General features: G+C 67.6%; 20 protein-coding genes and 4 pseudogenes. 12 read left to right on the plus strand and 12 right to left on the minus strand.

Features of this window, described 5'->3' with window-relative positions; genetic code table 11:
* Positions 1-75: 75 nt before the first annotated feature.
* Positions 76-426: pseudogene (locus IEZ19_RS53270) on the plus strand (SDR family NAD(P)-dependent oxidoreductase); the annotation flags it as partial.
* A 470-nt stretch (positions 427-896) separates the two neighbouring features.
* Positions 897-1,004 (plus strand): annotated as a pseudogene (locus IEZ19_RS53275) (transposase); the annotation flags it as partial.
* Positions 1,005-1,821: 817 nt separating this feature from the next.
* On the opposite strand, the gene IEZ19_RS45995 reads toward IEZ19_RS53275, so the two are convergent.
* From IEZ19_RS45995 to IEZ19_RS46020, 6 genes are all read right to left on the minus strand, one after another.
* Positions 1,822-3,960 (minus strand): SpoIIE family protein phosphatase, encoded by a 2,139-nt coding sequence (locus tag IEZ19_RS45995; protein WP_189317347.1) that lies wholly within the window; start codon positions 3,958-3,960, stop codon positions 1,822-1,824.
* 194 nt (positions 3,961-4,154) lie between these two features.
* Positions 4,155-4,526 (minus strand): IS110 family transposase, encoded by a 372-nt coding sequence (locus IEZ19_RS53990; RefSeq protein ID WP_373297163.1) that lies wholly within the window; start codon positions 4,524-4,526, stop codon positions 4,155-4,157.
* Positions 4,527-4,595: 69 nt separating this feature from the next.
* Positions 4,596-4,808, minus strand: a complete 213-nt coding sequence (locus IEZ19_RS53995) for an EthD family reductase (RefSeq protein ID WP_189317349.1) — start codon at positions 4,806-4,808, stop codon at positions 4,596-4,598.
* On the minus strand, positions 4,805-5,368 hold the full coding sequence (locus IEZ19_RS46010; RefSeq protein ID WP_189317350.1) for a dihydrofolate reductase family protein: 564 nt from the start codon (positions 5,366-5,368) through the stop codon (positions 4,805-4,807). The genes IEZ19_RS53995 and IEZ19_RS46010 overlap by 4 nt, the downstream gene beginning before the upstream one ends.
* A 57-nt stretch (positions 5,369-5,425) precedes the next feature.
* A complete protein-coding gene (locus IEZ19_RS46015; protein ID WP_189317351.1) occupies positions 5,426-6,364 on the minus strand; it encodes a sigma-70 family RNA polymerase sigma factor in 939 nt (312 codons plus the stop codon).
* A 225-nt stretch (positions 6,365-6,589) separates the two neighbouring features.
* On the minus strand, positions 6,590-8,305 hold the full coding sequence (locus IEZ19_RS46020) for a CocE/NonD family hydrolase (RefSeq protein WP_189317352.1): 1,716 nt from the start codon (positions 8,303-8,305) through the stop codon (positions 6,590-6,592).
* A gap of 593 nt (positions 8,306-8,898) precedes the next feature.
* Between IEZ19_RS46020 and IEZ19_RS46025 the strand changes: the two genes are divergently transcribed.
* On the plus strand, positions 8,899-9,669 hold the full coding sequence (locus IEZ19_RS46025) for an SDR family NAD(P)-dependent oxidoreductase (RefSeq protein ID WP_189317353.1): 771 nt from the start codon (positions 8,899-8,901) through the stop codon (positions 9,667-9,669).
* A gap of 562 nt (positions 9,670-10,231) precedes the next feature.
* Here IEZ19_RS46025 and IEZ19_RS46030 read toward each other — a convergent pair.
* A complete protein-coding gene (locus IEZ19_RS46030) occupies positions 10,232-10,552 on the minus strand; it encodes a hypothetical protein (RefSeq protein WP_373297164.1) in 321 nt (106 codons plus the stop codon).
* Between the two features lie 265 nt (positions 10,553-10,817).
* On the opposite strand from IEZ19_RS46030, the gene IEZ19_RS46035 reads away from it, so the two are divergent.
* Entirely contained in the window at positions 10,818-11,033 is a 216-nt protein-coding gene (locus tag IEZ19_RS46035; RefSeq protein ID WP_189317354.1) for a DUF4177 domain-containing protein, read from the plus strand.
* A gap of 573 nt (positions 11,034-11,606) precedes the next feature.
* A pseudogene (locus tag IEZ19_RS52075) lies at positions 11,607-11,759 on the plus strand (transposase); the annotation flags it as partial.
* 162 nt (positions 11,760-11,921) lie between these two features.
* Here the strand turns inward: IEZ19_RS52075 and IEZ19_RS46045 are convergent.
* A complete protein-coding gene (locus IEZ19_RS46045; RefSeq protein WP_189317355.1) occupies positions 11,922-12,308 on the minus strand; it encodes a fic family toxin-antitoxin system, toxin component in 387 nt (128 codons plus the stop codon).
* Positions 12,305-12,601, minus strand: coding sequence for a type II toxin -antitoxin system TacA 1-like antitoxin (locus IEZ19_RS46050; RefSeq protein WP_229841607.1), 297 nt, complete (start codon positions 12,599-12,601; stop codon positions 12,305-12,307). Before IEZ19_RS46050 ends, IEZ19_RS46045 begins: the two co-directional genes overlap by 4 nt.
* A 130-nt stretch (positions 12,602-12,731) precedes the next feature.
* On the opposite strand from IEZ19_RS46050, the gene IEZ19_RS46055 reads away from it, so the two are divergent.
* Positions 12,732-13,181 carry a cytochrome P450 gene (locus IEZ19_RS46055; RefSeq protein ID WP_189317362.1) on the plus strand — a complete coding sequence of 150 codons (450 nt, stop codon included), beginning with the start codon at positions 12,732-12,734 and terminating at the stop codon, positions 13,179-13,181.
* A gap of 505 nt (positions 13,182-13,686) precedes the next feature.
* Here the strand turns inward: IEZ19_RS46055 and IEZ19_RS54000 are convergent.
* Positions 13,687-14,247 carry an MFS transporter gene (locus IEZ19_RS54000; RefSeq protein ID WP_373297166.1) on the minus strand — a complete coding sequence of 187 codons (561 nt, stop codon included), beginning with the start codon at positions 14,245-14,247 and terminating at the stop codon, positions 13,687-13,689.
* Between the two features lie 301 nt (positions 14,248-14,548).
* Here IEZ19_RS54000 and IEZ19_RS46065 point away from each other — a divergent pair, with 301 nt between their 5' ends.
* Together IEZ19_RS46065 and IEZ19_RS52850 are read left to right on the plus strand one after the other, a co-directional pair.
* The gene (locus IEZ19_RS46065) at positions 14,549-15,523 is read left to right on the plus strand and encodes a magnesium transporter CorA family protein (RefSeq protein ID WP_189317356.1); all 975 of its coding nucleotides are present in this window, start codon (positions 14,549-14,551) and stop codon (positions 15,521-15,523) included.
* Positions 15,524-15,728: 205 nt separating this feature from the next.
* Positions 15,729-15,854: a hypothetical protein gene (locus IEZ19_RS52850; RefSeq protein WP_268248776.1), complete on the plus strand. Its 126-nt coding sequence runs from the start codon at positions 15,729-15,731 to the stop codon at positions 15,852-15,854.
* 43 nt (positions 15,855-15,897) lie between these two features.
* On the opposite strand, the pseudogene IEZ19_RS46070 reads toward IEZ19_RS52850, so the two are convergent.
* Positions 15,898-16,113 (minus strand): annotated as a pseudogene (locus tag IEZ19_RS46070) (IS982 family transposase); the annotation flags it as partial.
* 210 nt (positions 16,114-16,323) lie between these two features.
* Complete coding sequence (locus IEZ19_RS46075; RefSeq protein WP_189317358.1) at positions 16,324-16,689, minus strand: hypothetical protein; 366 nt, start codon at positions 16,687-16,689, stop codon at positions 16,324-16,326.
* A gap of 436 nt (positions 16,690-17,125) precedes the next feature.
* Here IEZ19_RS46075 and IEZ19_RS46080 point away from each other — a divergent pair, with 436 nt between their 5' ends.
* From IEZ19_RS46080 to IEZ19_RS52085, 4 genes are all read left to right on the plus strand, one after another.
* Entirely contained in the window at positions 17,126-17,710 is a 585-nt protein-coding gene (locus tag IEZ19_RS46080; RefSeq protein WP_189317359.1) for an ArsR/SmtB family transcription factor, read from the plus strand.
* Between the two features lie 14 nt (positions 17,711-17,724).
* Positions 17,725-17,913 (plus strand): hypothetical protein, encoded by a 189-nt coding sequence (locus IEZ19_RS46085; RefSeq protein ID WP_189317360.1) that lies wholly within the window; start codon positions 17,725-17,727, stop codon positions 17,911-17,913.
* A gap of 252 nt (positions 17,914-18,165) precedes the next feature.
* A complete protein-coding gene (locus IEZ19_RS52080) occupies positions 18,166-18,408 on the plus strand; it encodes a DciA family protein (RefSeq protein ID WP_308429092.1) in 243 nt (80 codons plus the stop codon).
* Positions 18,320-18,523 carry a hypothetical protein gene (locus tag IEZ19_RS52085; protein ID WP_229841610.1) on the plus strand — a complete coding sequence of 68 codons (204 nt, stop codon included), beginning with the start codon at positions 18,320-18,322 and terminating at the stop codon, positions 18,521-18,523. Before IEZ19_RS52080 ends, IEZ19_RS52085 begins: the two co-directional genes overlap by 89 nt.
* Positions 18,524-18,834: the final 311 nt, after the last annotated feature.

The raw sequence follows: 18,834 nt of genomic DNA on the forward strand, positions 1-18,834 counted from the left end.
GGCCCGCATGTCCGGTGGTGTGGGGGGAGGGCCGGGCGAACCGGCCCTCCTACCCGATCGTCACACGCCATCATCATGACCGGCCCGACGCGAGGGTTCGGCCGTGTCGCGGTCGAGCGTATCCTCGCCGGCAGCCCCAAGGCCCATCTCGTGCTCCTGGCCCGTGGCACCGCGGGAGCCGAACTCGCCACCGACCTCAGCCGGAAAGGACACTCCGTGACGTCGATCCCGGTGGATCTGCTATCGCTGGGTAGCGTCCGGGCAGCCGCTGATGAGGTGGCCCGCAGGCTCGATAGGGGAGAATTGCCGCCGCTGCGTATGCTGGTTAGTAATGCCGGAGTGCTGTTTACCAATGACGTCACGGAGAGCCCGGATGGGTTCGAGGCGACGTTCGCCGTCAACGTGTTGGCCAACCACGTGCTCATCCGCCGTCTTCAGGACCGGTTCGAGGCAGCGTCGCGGATCGTGATCACCGTCAGCGATGCCCACTTCGGCGACTTCCGGCATAACAAGGGCATGATGCCTGGCCCGTCGTGGAAGGATTCAGCCCTGCTGGCCCGGATCTCGGCGTTTCCGAAGGCGGAGACCGTCACGGCGGGAGGAATCGCGAACTCCACCAGCAAACTGGCCGCGATCTACCTCATCCACGAATACGCACGACGTCTGCCGAGCGGAGTCGACATCGTCGGCTACAACCCAGGGTTCGTGCCCGGTACCGGACTGACCCGCGGGGCCGGGGCGGCTGTGCGACTCGCAATGCGAACGATCATGCCGTTGATGACCCTGACCTCACTGGCATCGACCCAGCAGGAAGCTGGCCGGCACTTCGCCGACGTCGTTCTCGGACTCACTCCGGCACCTTCCGGTTCCTACGTGGATCGCACCCGCGAAGCCCGTTCTTCTTGGATGAGTTCGGCCCGCTCAACCTCCAGCCCCACCCCGGCCGGCAATGGGCCGAGCGCGGCGGACGGCACAAGGATCCCGACCGGGAACCGCGGCGACAAGGAACAGGGCAGCATGATCCGCCACAACGACTCTGGACGGCAGTCGAGGACCTGACCCGCTCCTTCACATCTTAAGCTTGGCGTTTTGCGTGTCTGTCCACGCCAGCTTTCTTCGTGTCGAATTGCTGTGCTTTCCAATGAGATGTTGGCAGGCTTGATGCCTGTTCTTCGAGCCAGCCGGTCGGCCAGGGCCCGCGGTGCTGGATTTCGGTGAGGGCTTCGCCCGTTAGCTTGGGACTGGGCTTATGCAGATGGAGCCAGCGTGGTTTGACGATGTGTCGAGAGCCGTCTCGTAGGTGATCGCCGAACGGTGTCCGAGGCGGGCATGGCGAAGGACTGTACACCCGCTTCCGCCGTTATGCCCTGGACGGTGTGTTCACCCAGGGCCCGGAAGCAGATTCCAAGCCCGTGCGGACACGGCCGGCGACATCGACTGGCTCGTCCAGATCGACTCCACCGTCGTCCGCGCCCACCATCACGCCGCAGCCACCGGCCGAAAAGGGGGCGCCAGCGGCAGGACGAACCGGACGATCACGTCCTCGGACGATCCCGAGGAGGCCTGACCATCAAAATCCACCTCGCCTGCGGGCCAGTCTGAGGCATCCGCTTGGCGGATCACCACTCCGACGTCACCTCCTCCTGCGCGGCGAGGACGGATTTGGTGCGTTGCTGTGGTGGATCCAGCAGCGATGAGTACCTATCTTCAAAGACCCGGGGCCCGCGGCGTAGTCGCTGGGCCCGGTCGTCAGACCAGGTAGTCGGCGACGAGCTCTCAATGCTGTCGTATCGCTCGGATGCTGCTGCTTGAGCCCTCGCCCTACGGCTCGGATGATGCAACCGGTGGACCTCGCCGACCCGTCGGACAGTCGCCGGCCCTGGCATCGGGCTGGACTTGAGCGATCAGGAGAGCGACGTCGTCATGGCTGGCGGGGTCGCGCAGGTTGTTCAGGAGAAGATCGCACATGGTCTCCAAGGAATCGTCGGTGGCGGCGGCGAGGTGGGCGAGCAGCGCGGTCAGGCGCGCGTCGATGTCCTGGCTGCGGACTTCCACCAGGCCGTCGGTGTAGAAGACGAGCCGGTCGTCGGGGCCCAGAGGGAGGGTCGTGGACCGGAAGGGGACACCGCCGACGCCGAGGGGTGCTCCGACGGGAAGGTCGATCAGCTCGGTGGACCGGTCAGCGTGGACCAGGGCCGGAGGCAGGTGCCCGGCGTTGGCGATGCGGCACTGGCCGTGGTGGGGATCGTAGACGGCGTAGATGCAGGTGGCGATGTAGTGCTCCAGCCCGCTGGTGATCTTGTCGAGGTAGTGGAGCATCTGGTCGGGGGCGAGGTCGAGTTCGGTGAAGGCCTGGGTGGCGGTGCGCAGGCGGCCCATGGTGGTGGCGGCGTCGATGCCGTTGCCCATCACGTCGCCCACGACGAGCGCGGTCCGGTCGTGAGAGAGCGGGATGATGTCGAACCAGTCGCCGCCGACTTCGCAGGCGGCCCCGGCGGGCTGATAACGGGAGGCGATCTCCAGCCCCACCAGGGTCGGGGGGTGTTCGGGCAGGAGGCTGTGTTGCAGGGTGAGGGCGGTGTTGCGCACGCTTTGGTACCAGCGGGCGTTGTCGATGCTGATCGCGGCGCGTGTGGCCAGCTCCCCGGCCAGCACCGCGTCGTCGTGGTCGAACGGTTCGGGGTTACGGGTGCGCTTGAGGTCGAGCGCTCCGATGACCTCACCGCGGGCGGTCAGCGGTACCGCGAGATAGGAGTGGACGCCGGCGCGGGCCAGCAGGGCGGCGGCCTCCTGGTCCGGGGCAATACGGTGCAGGTCGCCCATACTGACGTCCGGCAGGAGGACGGGCTGGCCGGTGCGGACGGCTCGGGTCACGAGGTGATCGGGACCGTAGGCGGCGATGCGGCCGGGCTCGTCGGCGGCCTGAACGGCTTCGCTGCGCTCGGTCGAGGTGAGGGCCAGTGCACGGAAGACAGCGGGTGCATGTGTTTCGGGGATGGCGGGGCTGCCTTCCAGGACAGAGTCGAGGATGTCCACGGTGGCGATGTCGGCGAGGCGGGGGACGGTGAGGTCGGCCAGCTCGTGCGCGGTCTGGTAGAGGTCGAGGGTGGTGCCGATGCGGACCGAGGCGTCGGCGACCAGGGCCAGGTGGCGGCGCGCGTGCTCGGCTTCGAGGGTGGCCTGGTGTCGTTCGGTGGTGTCCACCAGGGAGACGGCGATGCCGAGCACGCGCCCGCTGGGGTCTTCCAGCCGGTAGTACGAGCTGGACCAGGCGTGATCACGGTCGGGGTCGCCGGGGGTACGGCCGACGCGGTCCTGGTCGAGGATCGGGACCCCGGTCTCCAGTACCTGGCGCATGGACGCCTCGATTTCCTCGGCGCCCAGCATGGGCACGACCTCGCGGGGCAAGCGGCCGAGGTGCCCTTCGGCCGGGATCCCGTTGAGCTTCTCCAGGGCGGGATTGACCGCCACGTACCGCAGGTCGGTATCGAGGACGGCCAGCCCGATGGGGGACTGGGAGACCAGGCGTGTGGAGAGGGCAAGGTCCCGCTCGACGGTGCGCAAGGCGGCCACGTCGGTGGCGAGGCCCAGAGCGTAGAGGTCGCCGCGGTCGTTTTCCAGGCGCATGTTGCGGAACTCGACCAGGCGGGTTGTGCCGTCCTTGTGCCGGATCAGGAAGACGCCGGACCAGGTCTTGCCGCTGCCCATGACTTGGGCAAACGGGTGGATGACCAGGTCCGCGTGCTGCTCGTGGACCAGCAGGCAGGAGGCGTACTGGCCGAGGGCTTCCCTGGCGGTGTAGCCGAACAACTGCTCCGCCTGCCGGCTCCACAGCCCGATCCGGCCGTCTGCGTCCAGGACGACGGCGGCGACAGCCAGGACGTCCAACAGGCTGCCCGGCGGGAAGGGGCCCGCCCCCAACTGCCCCGGCTCGAGGTGGAACGTTCCGCCCGTAGCCATCCTCGTCCTCCTCCTGCCCCCGGCCCCGCGGCTGGGTGCCGTGACGGGCTCCGGCAGCTGCTCCTCCCATAGTGACCCCACGGTGGGCGGTCCGGCATCGGCCTGCTACCGACGGGTGTCGGTCTTTGCGCGACGCGGGCTTGACCGGGACGGGTGGTAGGGCCGTCATGCGGGTTGTTGACGTGCTCCCTGGGCTAAAGTCCGGGAATTCCGGCTTGGGGCGTCTGACCCTTCCGGGGCTTCCTGCTTCGCGGCGCTGTGCGGGCACGTGTGCCTGGCAGATAGGCGACTTCGCACCCACGAGCGCGGGCGACGGTCACCACCAGGGTGCCGATGGAGGACGGCTGGTGGACCACGACCAGGACCTTCCTCTTTCGTTTGAGGCGGGCGGACAGCTCCCGCAGCCGGGGCTCGCCGTTGGGCAGCGGTTTGTTGAAAGTCGTACGGCCGTCGGTCAGCGGAGCCGCGCCGTGGTGGGCGGACCCCGCGACGAAGACGCACGTCGCCCGCCGAGTCGCCGAAGGCAAAACCTCACGCGACGCACAACGCTGCCTCAAGCAAGCCATCTGCCGACAGCTCTACAAGATCCTTGAACGCTCCGGCCGAAACACAGGAACGAAACCCAAGGAGCTTCCTCAAACGGCTTGACGCGATACAGCAGCCTCGGGCGCGCTGCGCGCGGTCGGCCATGCGGGTCTGAGTGCCGTTCGAGGCAGCGGTCGGTTCCCGTCAGCCGACCGCAGCCCCGGGAGGCGGCGTGCGAGCGGGATGTGGGCATCGTGGTAGTGCCGGTCGAATGCCGCAGGGGCTGCGGGTGTCTCGTGCAGGGCGATGAAACGGGCGGTCATCGGGCGGCCCTCCGGTAGCGGGTGAGGACGGCGGCACCGGCCTGCTCGGCGGCCAGGCACTCCAGCTCGGCGTGGGGGCTATCGGTCGGGAAGAGCCGCCGGCCGGTGCCGAGGACGCTGGGGAAGGTCAGCAGCCGGTACTCGTCGACCATGTCCGCGGCTATCAGCCGGTCCACGACGCTCAGGCTCCCGGTGATGACCACGTCCCGCCGCTCGTGCTTGACGGCGTCGACCGGATCGCCATCAAGGAGCTGGGAGTTCGCCCACACCGACGTGTCGGCGTGGGTCAGGGTGCGGGAGGCGACCAGCTTCGGGACGGCGTTCATCCGCGCGGCGAACGGGTCGTCGCGGCCCGGCCAGAGCCGCGAGAACAGCTGCCAGGTGGCGCGCCCGAGCAGCAGTACCCCCTCGTCCAGCGTGCGGCCGAGCCGGAACTTGTCCCCGGCGACCGTCTCAGGGCCGTGTCGGAATGCCCAGCCGCCCAGCGGCGTGCCGGCGGACCCGTCCGGGTCGGACACGATCCCGTCCAGGGTGATGAACTCGATGACGATGACGCTCACGATGAGACTCCCTTCGGTTCGGTGCTCATCGGTACGTACCGGCAACACCGCCCCGACTCATCGCTCCCGGCGGAAGTTGTTGGCGGGAATTTCGCCCGGCAGTTCAAAGGCGTCGAAGACGCGCGGATCGGCGAACACGACGTTGTGCGCGATCCTGCCGTCGGTGACGGTGAAGACCTGCAGGGTGTGCAGTCGGTGCCCGTCGCCGCGCTCCGGCGCGTACGCGGCGAGCGCGGGCTGCCCGTTGGCGGTGAGCTCCCGCATGCCCCAGCCTGCGCCACGCATCCGGAACACCCGCTCCAGGAATCGGCCGTAGTCCCGGCTGCCCCGGTACCACAGCGGCATCGGAGGCATCTCCAGCACCGCGTCGTCGGCCAGCAGCCGCACCAGCGCGGGTACATCCGCCGCCTCGAACGCCTGCATGTACCGCTGGACCACCGCCCGTACCTCGGGATCGTCCGGCTCGGTGACCGCACTGGCATCGCCCACGTCGGCGAGCGCGGCACGGGCGCGCTGCAACGCGCTGTTGACCGCCGCGACCGTAGTCCCCAACTGCTCGGCGACCTCGGCGGCGGTGAACGCCAGCACCTCGCGCAGCACCAGCACCGCCCGCTGCCGCGCCGGCAGGACCTGCACCGCCGCCACCCACGCGAGCCGCAGATCGGCCCTGACCTCCACATCGAACCGCGCGTCGGGGAACGGTTCCAGCCAGGGCACATCGAGCGCCGGCATCAGTGGCGCCTCGGGATTGTCGCTCGGCACCCCCAACCCGGACGGCAGCGGACGCCGCCCGCGCCCCTCCAGCGCGGTCAGGCACACATTGGTCGCGATCCGGTACAGCCAGGTCCGTACAGACGCGCGCGCCGGATCGTACCGGTCGCGGGCCTTCCAGGCACGCAGCAATGTCTCCTGCACCAGATCCTCGGCCTCGTGCACCGAACCCAGCATCCGGTAGCAGAACGCCACCAACTCACCCCGGTACAGCTCGAAGTCCACAGGTTCATCATGCTGCACCGGTCTTGCGCCCCCCCGAGAGGGGGCTTCAGCAGGATCCGCCAGGGCTTCGGACAGCTACCACGCGGCGTCCTCCCCGCCCGATGACTCCCTGTGACCAATCGCGGCCCACTTGACTCCCCGTTACATGGCCGCGAGTGGGGAGATGAGACTGGCCACCGACACCCCATGCCTCTGACCTGCGAAGTTTCCTCTTTTCGGCCTTGCTTAAACTTCTTCAGACAGCTCGACGATCGGTAGGGTGACGTACGACGGGCGGGCGGGGTCTTGGACGATGTGGACCACTCCGGGGACTGCGTCGCTGACGGTCTCATCAGCGGGCATTCCGCCGCCCTGGTAGTTCGGCTGCCACCTTCGGTGCGGAGGCCGTATCAGCAGGGCGAATCGGTCTCCAGGTTCGGCGCGGAACGACACGAAGGGGAAGCCACCCAAGTCCACCCGGACCGGTTTGCCGCTGGGCCACGGCTCTGGTCGGCGTAGGGATGAGCGGTAGCGCGCCCGTAGCCCTGCCTCGCCGAGCAGCCGCGGTGAGGCGTCTCGCGGCAGCAGATGGACTCCCACGAGCACGTCGAAGTCCGGCAGTTCGGTGGACAGGGTCAGGTGTGCGCCGAACCGTCCTGAGATGTCGAGTGGGCCGGTGAGTGGCTCACTCACGTGGACTGTCGATCCGTCATTGCTGTCAGACAGTGGTAGTTCGTCGGTGAAGGTGCGTTCCGCGGGTGGTTCGTCGCGCTCGGGGTCTGAGGCCCGCCGGGGGTCCAAGACCATGGTGATCTGCTGCTCGGCAGTAGGTGGTTTGGAGGCGAGGAGCCGCTGGTGGCTTCCCGGCGTAATGACGTCAGCCAGTGGGTGGAGTCGCAGGACACTCCCGCGTTCCACCGGCCCCGCCATATCAGAGACCGCTCCGGGCACCTGCGGTGAGGACCTCCACCGGTTCTCACCCACGTGGAAGTAGGCGACCCGGTCGCGCAGAAACGCCGGTCTGTCTGCTTTGCCGAGGATCCAGCGGTACCACTCGACGTGTAGAGCGCGCAGGTCGATCGCGCTCGAAGCGGCGAACGTCAACCCCCCGAAACTGCGTGCCCCCGACCGGGTGCCGCCGTGATCCCAGGGGCCGATCACGACCTGATGCCGGTCGGCAGTGCCTGGTCGCGCTGCGGCGAGGTGCTGATCGTGGTAGGTGAGCGCGCCAAGCTGGTCGTCGTCGTACTGTCCAGTGATGGTCAGGACGGGGATGTCGATGTCCGCGTACTGCTGGCGCCTCGGAACGAAGGCCGCCCAATAGTCGTCCAGAGTCGGGTGGTCGAGCCATTCCTGGAAGAACGGCAGTCGTCGTCCGACCGCCATCACGTCGAGATCCCTGAACGGCAGTCCCCGGCTGATCACCTCGCTGCCCGCTCGTCTCCACAGGGCCACGTCCTCGAAGGGTCCGCTGTTCATCCTGCGGCCCTCGGTCAGCGCCAGCCATCGGGCCGCGTGTGCCTTGGAAATGTTGTGGGCCATGGGGAAGTCGACGCCGGGATAGACCGACGCAACTGGTGCGATGGCTCGCAGCGCTGGCGGGAGGGTCGCGGCCGTGGCCCACTGCGTGAACCCGCTGTAGGAGCCGCCGTACATCACGACGTCGCCACTGCACCAAGGCTGCTCGGCCAGCCACTGCACCGCATCATGCCCGTCGGCACCGTCGTGGACGAACGGCGAGAACCGCCCGTCGGAATCGCCTCTACCGCGTACATCCAAACTGACCAAGTGAAAGCCCGCAGCCGCAAATGCGGTGCCATCCGCGTGGTAACGGTCCGCACCGTAAGGGGTGAGCACGAGCACAACCGGCGCAAATGCACTTTCGGGTCCCTCCGGAGCCCAGTGCAACCCGCGCAGGATCAGGCCATCCCGGATCGGGACCTCAACCGTCAAATGCAGCACACTGCTCTCCCTGAAATACTCGCCGCCTCGCGGTCACCCCTGGAACAACAGCCCAACGTGCCTGATCATTCCGATGCCTGTGCCGACGCCGGTTCGGCAGCGCGCCCATCAGGGACGCCCCGTCGGAGCCACGAAGCAGGATGTTCCGTGCGGGAACGGTGTCCAAGTTGGTGCACTGAGCGATGGGTTGAACCTACTGTCCGGCCCGCCGGGTGCCGCGGTCACGGCCGCCGCAGCGCCTTGAACGTGTCATCCGAGGACGTGCGTGCGGAAGGAGGCGCATGGACACGACATCAGAACCGGGGTTCCGCGGCCGGGTCGCCTGCACCATCGACGGGCGTTGCAGGTCGCACGGGGCTGGCTGTGCCCCACGGATCGTCTGGCGCAATTTCACGCGGCGGGACCGGGCGAGCGGTGCGGGTGATCGTGACGGTCGCGAACGTCATGGAGGCGCCCACATCGTCGACATCCAGCACCATTCGCGAATGTTTCTCCCCCTCCGGCGTCTCACCCGGTCGGTCCTTCCGATCGGCAGCATCCCCCCTGCCCGCCTAACGTGAGGCTGGGATGCTTCGAGAGGCGAAGGGAAGAAGATGACGTTTCCGGTGCTGGAGGGCAAGGTCGCCGTCGTCACCGGCGGCGCCGTGGGCATGGGCCGGGCGACCGCGCTCCTCTTCGCGGAGGCCGGCGCCAAGGTCCTGGTCGCCGACCTGAACGAGGAGAAGGGTCGGGAGACGGTCGGCGAGATCCAGCAGGCCGGCGGCACCGCCGAGTTTGTCAGGGTCGACATCGCCGACAGCAGCCAGGTCCGCGCGATGGTAGACACCGCTGTGCAGAAGTTCGGCCGCCTGGACTGCGCTGTGAACAACGCGGCCCTCACCCCGGACGACAAGCCGACCGCCGAGTTCGACGAGGACTACTGGAACCGCCTGATCTCCATCGACCTCACCGGCACCGCGCTCTGCCTCAAGTACGAGATCCAGCAGCTGCTCAAGCAGGGGGACGGCGGCTCGATCGTCAACATCTCCTCCGTCAGCGGCTTCCGCCCGCAGCCCGCGAACCCGGCGTATGTCTCCGCCAAGCACGGCGTGGTCGGCCTGACCAAGACGGCGGCGCTGGAGTACGGCGCGCAGAACATCCGGGTCAACTCGGTCGCCCCGGGCGCCATCGACACCCCGATGCTGCGCGGCGCCCTGGAGCAGTTCGGCCTCGACGAGGCCTCGTACGCGCCCCAGTTGAGCCTCCTCAACCGCTTCGGCCAACCGCGCGAGGTGGCACAGGCGAGCCTGTGGCTGGCCTCGGACCTCTCCTCGTATGTGACCGGGACGACGATTCACGTGGACGCGGGGTACACCTCCCGCTGAATCCCGCTCCCCACCCCGAAGTCCGTGGCTCCTCGCCTCTCGGTGTCCAGGGCGCGGTCGATGCCGCCGGGGGACGAGGTCCTGGCCGAGCGGGATGCGGACGCAGGGCTCCGTCGTTCTCGCGGTTGGCGTCGGAGCCGCGGGTATGGACCCGATACCCCAAGTCGGTGGTGGTGGGCGGTTCGTGACGGGCGACGGATACGCCGGCCGCCCTCGGACTTACGTGATCATCCCGCGCCGATCTGCTGAGGGCGCGTCAGGCGGGAAGGTGGGGCAGTTCCTCGTCGGTGCGGCCGCCGGCTCCGATGGTACGGCGCGAGTTCCGGGGTGCCGGGGCTGGGCTCCGAAGACTCCGCGGGCCCGCAGTTCGTCAAGGCCGGGGAGGTGGACTCCGGGCAGGGAGTCGAGAAGGTCGGCCTGGCGGCGCGGATGCTGTGCGCGGGTGCCTGGGGGCCGGTGCCAGGGTGCGGCGGACGGTCACGCCGATCACGGTACGGGCGGTGTGCCTACATGAAGAGACCCGCACCCAACGAAGAGAAGACTGCAGGTCTCGGCCAGTTCGTTAGCAATGCTCATGACGTGCGGAGCGTCCCTCGGGTGGGCATGCGGAGGGCGACCTATGAGCGGGCGGTGCCAGGTCAGGAGCGTGCCGGGGGTGACCGGGAAGACCGTGCGCCAAAGCCGCCGGGGTATCAGCGCAGACAGCGTCGCGAACCAGATCCGTGGGCTCGTAGCGGACCGGGCCCTTCAACTGCTGGCGCAGCACAGCGTTCTCGTGCCGCAGCACGAGCAGCTCGGCGTCCTTGGAGGTGTCGCGGCGCAGCAGCACCGGCGGGACGGACAGCAACTTCCGGGTCACCTTGTACACCAGCGAAACGATCACGCAGAGATGGTGCCAGCCGCCGCAATGCCGCCCTCGCCTGCAGCGATGACTTTTCGATCCCTACGCCAACCAGGGCAATTTTGCTATTTTTGCAATCGCCCTGCCGTCCAGCCTCGTATGCCACCACGACCACGAGAGCGGTGGCCAGACGTGCAGATCCTTCGCGAAAGGGGGGGGGCCGGTGTGCAGCAGCGCCCGGGGATGATTGTCTGGCTCCGGCAATCTCACCCCGACCCGGCCCGGCCGGCAGGAGGACTCCGCAGCCATGAACAGTTCCTACGCGTACGAATACAAGGTCGTCACCTTCCGCGAGTCGTTGATCGGCGACGCGCTGGACAGCGACAAACTGGAGAAGGTCCTGAACAAGCATGCCGAGGACGGCTGGGGTCTCAAGGCCATCACCTCCGCCGACGTCAAGGGCCGCGTAGGTCCCGGCGCCGTCGAGGGACTGCTGCTGACCTTTGAACGTCCGCGCGGGTAACCGGACTGCCGTGACCGGGCCCCAGGAGACGGCCCGGACTCGCGAGCGCTCTGCTTCAGACGGACAAGGCCCAGGTCGGAGACCTGGGCCTTGTCACATGAGGCCGACCGCCGACCGAGTGCCTGGCGGACCGCGAGTTTTCGGATGGTCGGTGTCGGGGAGCCAGTCGCGCTGAGGGTCACGCGGCTGGCACGGCTGTCCTCCACCGTGCCCTCCGCGTGCCCGTAAGGGCGGCGAACCACGGTCAACAGCGGGGAGATCCAGCCCGCCCGACCGTCCCCGCAGAGGGGCAACCCTGAAGGTCAGAGCACCGTAGCGCCGGAAAGCGCCGTCGCTTCCCAAGCTGAGCGTGCCCACCACGTGCCTGCGTATTGCCAGGACTCAGCTTGACTCTATCGGGGATCTTGGAGTTTCCCGGTGCGCCAACATGATCAGCGGGCATGCGCAGGACTGTTTCGAAGATCGATGCAGTTGTCGAGGTGTCAGTTATCGCTGTGTCCCTGTTCCGGTGAGCAAGTCCCGTCTCTGACCGCGCAGATCGAGCGGGCGTGCAATCCGGGCGGTACGACGGCGATGTGGGTGAGAGACCGGCTGGACGGGCTGTGGTGCGACGAGGACTTCGCGGGCTGGTACCCGTGCGGCGGACGCCCCGGCATCTCGCCCGCTCAGTTGGCCACCGTCTGTGTGCTGCAGTGCTTACTCGGTCTGTCGGACCGTCAGGCAGTGGAAGCGGTTCGCTGCCGCATCGATTTCAAGTACGCCCTGGCCCTGGAGCTGGACGATCCCGGCTTCCAAGGAGCGAAAGGCCGGTATGGGCTCGCCGCCTGCCACGCCCTGGGAGCGGGACGAACGGCGGGCGCCAAGGGGACACCCAGGACACCCGCCCGGTCAGGAAACGCTCCACACTCGCAACTGACGGCCGGTCAGGCCGACGCCCATCGCACCGGAAGCGACGTCTCGCACCAGGGCGACCGCATCCTTCGGCGGGTAGTCGAGCCGGCGCCCGTTCAGGGCCAGGTACGCCTCGGTGGAGTGCCAGGCGAAGGCCTCGTTGGAGTGCTCCAGGCAGGGCAGCCGCACCAGCGTCTGGAGCAGCGCGGCCGCCCTGAGGTGCAGGGAGCCGTAGATGTCGCGCTCCAGGGCCCGCGCATTGACCCGAGCGACCGCGGCGTAGAGCGGGCCGTAGTCGTCGACCTGCGGGTCGCCGGGCAGCAGCTCGGCGGCGTGCAGCAGGAAGGTCACGTCGAGCGGGAGGAGCGGTTCGGCCTGAGTCACGCGGCGTGGCCCCGCTCCTGCTGCTCAAGACTCCGCCGCGCCTCCAGGTCGGCGGTGCGCTGCTGTGCACCGGGGTCGACCGTGCCAGCTGCCTCGGCGAACGCGTCGCTGCTGCGGGACATCGACTCCCCGAACGCGTCGAGGAAGCGTTCTTCCACGGCAGTGGCGCGAGCGTAGGCGGCGGACAGGATGTATTCCTGCAGACTGACGCCCTCCTGCTTCGCGGCGGCCTCGATCGCGGCACGCTGGGCTGGATCGGGGAAGCGTAGGTTCATCGCTTTGGGATTCGACATGGTACCGATGGTACCGGCGATACCGCGGATCGAACCAGGACCTCAGCCCAGAAAGGCCGAGCCCCTCGGTTCAGCCATCGATTCGAAGTGACCCGCGCCGGTCGCCGGTCGTCAGGACCAGTGGGACCAGCTGGCCGGGCCCGACGACGTCGTCCACGCCGCGACCGAAGAGCTGCTGCGGTGGGTCTCGCCCGCGCCGCCGACCCGGGTCGTGGCCTGGGACGAGGTGGAGGTCGGCGACCTGGTACTGCCCAAGGGCGAGCGTGTGCATTGCCCGCTGGGCGCCGCGAACCGGGACCCGAAGTACTACCCGGACCCGGACGAGGTGAGGTTCGACCGCGAACAGACCAAGCCGCACCTCGCCTTTGGGCTGCGCACGCACCGCTGCATCGGCCTGCACCTGGCGCGGCTGGAGCTGCACATCGCCTTCCGCGGGCTCCGCCGCCGAATCCCCGCCTTCCGTCTCGACCCGAGCCAGGCCATTGACGAGCACCTCGGTTTCACCTGGGGGCTCGGCAACATGCATCTGCTTTTCGAGCCCGGCCTGCGGGAGTCCACCGAGTCAGCCCAGGTCGCGTGAGCTAGCACCCGGGGGGTGGCACCCTCGCCGAGTTGGACGCCGAGGCGGTGCGCCCGGACCGGCGCCGACCACCTCACCCCGTCTTCGCCTCGCTCTGATCGGGAGCGAAGCCCGCAAACTGCTCGGCTGTCCGACCCGGAGTTCCCTCGGACACGGCCTGGAGCAGGCCCTCCTCCCTGCCTGCCGGGGACATGAGCACGATCCCGATTGCGAACCCCCCATCAGGAAGAAGCCGACCGCAACATATCCTCCGCTGAGCGCGAGGCTCGTCGCGGCGAGCGGCGCAAGGCCGCCGCCGAGCGTGGAGGCCAGCTGGTAGGCAGCCGAGACGCCGCTGTAGCGGTAACGAGGGTGGAAGCGTTCGGTGATGAAGGCTGTGGACAGTCCGTACACGCCGAGACCACGATGATCACGCCGAGCTGCAGCAGCAGCAGCGTCGATGTGCTGCTGACCATCCACAGCGAGGGAAGCGGGACGACGAGGCCGGCGGAGGCGCCGCAGAGGATCAGTTTGCGCCGTCCGACCCGGTCGGACAGCCAGCCGCTGGTGCAGGCACCCACGATCTGCAGCGCGGACGCGACGGCGAAGACCGTCGAGGCGATGAAGCCGCGTCGGCCCTCTTCGGCCGTCTCGAAGCTGAGCGTCGCCGAACGCCCCAGTCACCTCCGACCGCGATGCCCTGGATCACCCGGAGAAGGGTCAGCAGGACCGGTGCCCATGCACCCAAGATCGCGTAGGAGGGCAGAGCGCCGATGAGGGTGCTCGCGCAGCCCTTGATCGCCAGCATGATGAGAAGCATCTTCCGGCGGCCCAGCCGGTCTCCGAAGTGGCCGCACAGGATGCCGCCGAGAGGCCGGGCCAGGTAACCCGCGAGCAGGGTGACGTAGCTGAGGACCGTGCCGGTCGAGTGCGGGAGCCCCTCGAAGAAGACATGCGGAAAGACGAGTGCGGCCGCCGATGTGTAGAGGAGGAAGTCGTAGTACTCGACGGTGGTTCCGAAGGCACTGGAGAGGGCTACCCGCCCGAACTCGTCGGCGCGGGCCGGGGGCGCGAACTGCTTTGGCAGGAAGCGGCTCCAGCCGTGATTGGCGTCGTGATCCTGTTGCGGGGGCGAATACCGCCGGCGACGGGTGCGTCCGGCAGGGAGGGAAGCGACTTACCGATCATCGAGTTGTCGAAGAACCACGCAGCGGGCTGCTTGCCGTCGCCGCCCTTGATGTCCTTCAGGCCTCCGCAGCCAACGTGTCCTGCTCGCATGAAGAGTCTGGCTCGAGGAGTGGATCACGAGCGTCGAAATCTAGCAGGGAACGGACACGTCACTCGGACCTGTCACAGGTTCTTACCCAAGTTCCGTACAGTTTGGCGCCATGACTCGAACACGGCTCTACCGCAGCGGCACGTTGGTGCTGGAGGACTTCCCGACCGCCGACATATCAGAATACGTGAGCGACCCGGACGTGGCGGTCTGGCTCGACCTGTGCGACCCGTGTTCCGCCGACTTCGCGATGATCAGTGAGGAGTTCGGACTTCATGAACTCGCCGTGGAGGATGCCCGCCAGGAGCACCAGCGTCCCAAGCTCGACCGTTACCGTACGCACGCCTTCCTGAGCGCCTACGCCGTCAGCACGGACCAGAGCACCGGTCGCCTGTCGGCCAGCGAGTTGTCGGTGTTCATCACTCCCACGGCCCTGATCACCATCCGACCCGACGACGGGTTCGACATCGAGAAGGTCGTCGAACGCTGGGACAACAACAGCGATCTCGCCAAGTATGGTGTGGGGTTCCTGCTGCACGGGCTGGTGGACCATATCGTCGACGGCCACTTCGCCGCGGTCCAGGACTTGGACGACCGCATCGAAGCCCTCGAGGACCTGCTCTTCGAGGACGGACGCGAGCAGATGGACAGCGTTCAGCGTGAGTCGTACGCGCTACGTAAAAGCTTGACGAAGCTGCGCCGCGTGGTCATTCCGATGAGGGAGGTCGTCAACAGCCTCCTCCGGCGTGACCTGCACATTGTCGCCGAGCCTCTGCTTCCCTACTACCAGGACGTCTACGATCACGTCCTCCGGGCCACCGAGTGGACCGAGTCCTTGCGAGACATGATCACCTCGATCATGGAGACCAACCTGACCGTCCAGGGCAACCGCATGAACCTGATCATGAAGAAGGTCACCAGTTGGGCCTCGATTATCGCCGTACCCACGGCAGTCACAGGCTTCTACGGACAGAACATTCCCTATCCCGGCATCAACACCCATATCGGCTTCCTCACATCCACCGGTGTCATGGCGGTCGCCTCGGTGATCTTGTACCTGGCCTTCAAGCGCAAGGACTGGATCTGACGCGGGACAGTCAACGCTCTCAGGCTCTGGCGGCCACCTTTGGTGGTCTGCGGGGGAGTGTCAGTTGAACATCGCCATCTGAGCCTGGTGTTTAACCTCAGCTGTTCACCTGACCCGCTGATCTTGGTTCATTCCCGGGACAGCAGGGCGGCCGTTCTTCACGCTTCGAGGTGTCGAGCAACGTCGCGTGAAGGAACGGCCGCTGGTGAAGAGTCTCGTCGCTGAACAGCCCGCTGACGCCGCGCTGGGTGTCCTGTCCCACTTTCGTGTCGAGTTCCACGACCTGAACACCCTCGTGACCGCACTGTACGTGAAGATCGATGACGAGTGAGCTGACTTGGCACGGCTGCCTCGACGGCCGCCGAAGCTCAGTCAGTGTCGTGCCAGTAGTCCGTGTCCTTCGCCAGCAGCCGGATGACCCACTTGACCTGGGGAAGCGCTGCCCGCAGCGGCTTGTTGTAGCCGGAGTCCTGCGGGATGAACGGGAACATGTCCCGGTAGTGCGCCCGCACGTGCCGCAGCCACCGGGCCTCGCAGTGGAAGCCCAGCATCGCCTGCATGACCGCCAGGCGCAGCAATTCCGAGTGACGTGCCCGGCATGCCCGGGGACTTCCCCGGCGGTGATCCGAAAGTGTTGGGCCTGAGCGACCGAATCGACTGATCGGCAACTCGGAGGGCCTATGTGAGTTGGTGCCCGTGTTGCTCTTTGGTTGGGACAAGCGGCCTGGTCGCGGGCTCGCTGGGCGGCTATGGCCGCGGTCGGGTGGACAATAGGAGGCGACGGCGCAGTTCGGAGAGGTTCAGGCGGCCGTGGTGGCCTCGTCCGCCGGCAGCTCGGGGAAGCGGTTCTCCCGGGCGTCGCGGAGGGGACGGCTGATCAGCGTACGCAAGGCCGGCCACTGGGCGATGAGCAGGTCGAGGTTGAGGAAAGTGATCAGGTCCTGGCGCTGCCCTTCAGCCAGTACGGTGCGGTAGAGACTCATCCGCGAGCGGTGCTGGCTGAGCCCGTACGAGCGGCGGCCGGACCAGACGACATGCAAAGGCAGATTCACCGTGCCGGTCGCCGGACCGGCGAGCTCCTCCAATGACGTGGGGAACCGCAGTGTGTACTGCTCCCGCAGCAGCTCGAATGCGGTCGGCGCCGAGGGCGTGGAGGACACGGACATGCCTCCCAATATCGCCCCTCGGGCACCGCGGTAACCGCGCACCAGCGAAGACCCACAACCTCCGGGGTGTCTGATCGCTCCGCCCCGGTGCACGAGAACGCCGAGATGCCCGGGAGAAGGCCCTCGGCGCCAGCACATCGGTGATGTCGACCACGGCGAACGTTCTCCTTGCCATCCGGGCTGCCCATTGGCGTTCGGGACCCACCGGGCGAGGGCAATCCGCAGCTCCGCGATGACCAGGTCCCCCGATCCTGAACTCCGCCGTACCCATGGCCGATCAGGAGGATTCGGAATAGAGATTGCATATCTATCAAACCGCATCATCTGCTTGAAAATCTGGTGACTGCGATGCCGTCCTGTGGGGCGCGGCCACTCCAAAGAATCCGATGCAAAGAATCCGTTGCAAGCATTCCTTTGCATCACTATCTTTGTAGGCATGAACGAGCCCCACGACTCGCACGTCCGCAATCTCGATGCCCGATCCCTGCGTGGGCTCGCACACCCACTGCGCATACAGTTGCTGGACGCCCTGCGCTCCGGTGGCCCCGCCACCGCGTCTCAACTCGCCGAAAAGCTGGGCGAGTCGAGCGGTGCGACCAGCTACCACTTGCGGCAGCTCGCCATTCACGGCTTCATCCAGGACGCCCCCGAGCGCGGCAAGGGCCGGGAGCGGTGGTGGAAGGCGGTCCACAAGGGCCTGCGCTTCGACGACGCACTGCTCATGGACGCCAGCCCGGACGTGCGCGGGGCTGCCGACATGTATCTCCACGAGGTCGCCACCACCCAGACCCGGGACCTATCGACCTGGCTCGGCAACCGCCAGGCATGGCCGGAGGAATGGAACCGCACCTGGGACATGAGCAGCGCGACACTGCGGCTGACGCCCGAACTGACCAAGGAACTCGTCGAGAAGCTGCACGCGCTCGTCGACACCTACCGCGACCGGGCCGCCGACGAGGACGACGCCAACACCGCCCAGGTGCGCATCCACACACATGCGTTCCCCCTCACTATGGAGTGAAAGGCCACAGTCCGATGCACCCCGAGAATCACCTTGCCCTGCACCATGTCCGCGCTGCCGAACTCCGTGCCGAAGCCGACGCGTACCGTCTCGCCGCAGCGGCCCGGCACCCCCGGGACCTCCGTACCCGTCTCGGCTGGGCCCTCGTGAAAGTCGGCCTGCGGCTGGCTGTCGCCCCCAAGGCGGCAGCCGCCATTCCTTAGCGCCGTTCGCGACCGCCGCCCCCATGGGGAAACATGACCGCGAATATGGGGAATTGACGGCTCCGTCGGACGCTCCGTGGCCTGCAGCGGGGCTGAATGACGAAGCCGCGCATGGCCCCCGCGGCTTGGCGCGACGGGCGCGAACCTATGGGCCCCGGGGCTGCGATCGGCGCGCTGATGAGGGAGCGGGTCCGGGAGTTCGCCGTCGCTGGCGCCACGCTGCGGGAGTAGTGGACGGCCATCGCCCCCGAACTGGCCAGGCACGCCGCGGTCGGCTACGACGTCGGCTCCGGCCGGCTCACGGTGTGCCCGGAGTCGGCGGCCTGGGCGACGAAGACGCGCCTGGAGCAGGCCTGCGTCATTGCGGCGGCCAACCGGTCGGCGGGCCGTACGGTCGTGTGGGCCCATGCGCATCCTCGCGCCCGGCTTCGTGCCCGTACCCGCTTCGGACGACGTCGCCCCGGACATCGCGGCCGCGCCCAACGGGGTTGGTGAAGAAACGGAGTTGGCCAGTGTCGGCTACCACCGCGGGCTCGCCGCCCACCGGGAGGCCGCTCCGCCGTGGCTGGCGAACCCGGGTATCGCTCAGGCAGTCGATTCGCCGGGTTGAGTACGCTCAGCCTGGCTGCGTTGGAGGAGGTGGGTGGGTGTGACACGGGGACTGTCGGTGGATGAGGCCGTGGGACTGCTTGAGGGTGAGCTGGGGTCCTGGGCGCTTGCCGATCTGGTCACGGAAGACGTCTGGCTTGCCTTCCTCCGTTTCGGCCGACGGCTGTTCCATGTCCCGGACACACCCGATGCCGACGGCCTGCTGTTCTACCCCTCCTCAGATCGGGGTTGGGTTCCCAGCGAGGTGACATGCAGCAGACGATGAAACCCCTGGCCCTGCGCAGGCACACCTACCAGCAGATCAAGACCCGC

Source organism: Streptomyces brasiliensis (genome assembly GCF_014647875.1).
GTDB classification, from domain to species: Bacteria; Actinomycetota; Actinomycetes; order Streptomycetales; family Streptomycetaceae; genus Streptomyces; species Streptomyces brasiliensis.

Excerpts from the sequence above, each read along its gene's own strand:
- IEZ19_RS45995 (WP_189317347.1), bottom strand. The coding sequence starts at position 3,960 with ATGGCTACGGGCGGAACGTTCCACCTCGAGCCGGGGCAGTTGGGGGCG.
- IEZ19_RS53990 (WP_373297163.1), bottom strand. The coding sequence starts at position 4,526 with ATGGCTTGCTTGAGGCAGCGTTGTGCGTCGCGTGAGGTTTTGCCTTCG.
- IEZ19_RS53995 (WP_189317349.1), bottom strand. The coding sequence starts at position 4,808 with ATGACCGCCCGTTTCATCGCCCTGCACGAGACACCCGCAGCCCCTGCG.
- IEZ19_RS46025 (WP_189317353.1), top strand. The coding sequence starts at position 8,899 with ATGACGTTTCCGGTGCTGGAGGGCAAGGTCGCCGTCGTCACCGGCGGC.
- IEZ19_RS46035 (WP_189317354.1), top strand. The coding sequence starts at position 10,818 with ATGAACAGTTCCTACGCGTACGAATACAAGGTCGTCACCTTCCGCGAG.
- IEZ19_RS46050 (WP_229841607.1), bottom strand. The coding sequence starts at position 12,601 with ATGTCGAATCCCAAAGCGATGAACCTACGCTTCCCCGATCCAGCCCAG.
- IEZ19_RS46065 (WP_189317356.1), top strand. The coding sequence starts at position 14,549 with ATGACTCGAACACGGCTCTACCGCAGCGGCACGTTGGTGCTGGAGGAC.
- IEZ19_RS46075 (WP_189317358.1), bottom strand. The coding sequence starts at position 16,689 with ATGTCCGTGTCCTCCACGCCCTCGGCGCCGACCGCATTCGAGCTGCTG.
- IEZ19_RS46080 (WP_189317359.1), top strand. The coding sequence starts at position 17,126 with ATGAACGAGCCCCACGACTCGCACGTCCGCAATCTCGATGCCCGATCC.
- IEZ19_RS46085 (WP_189317360.1), top strand. The coding sequence starts at position 17,725 with ATGCACCCCGAGAATCACCTTGCCCTGCACCATGTCCGCGCTGCCGAA.
- IEZ19_RS52085 (WP_229841610.1), top strand. The coding sequence starts at position 18,320 with ATGCGCATCCTCGCGCCCGGCTTCGTGCCCGTACCCGCTTCGGACGAC.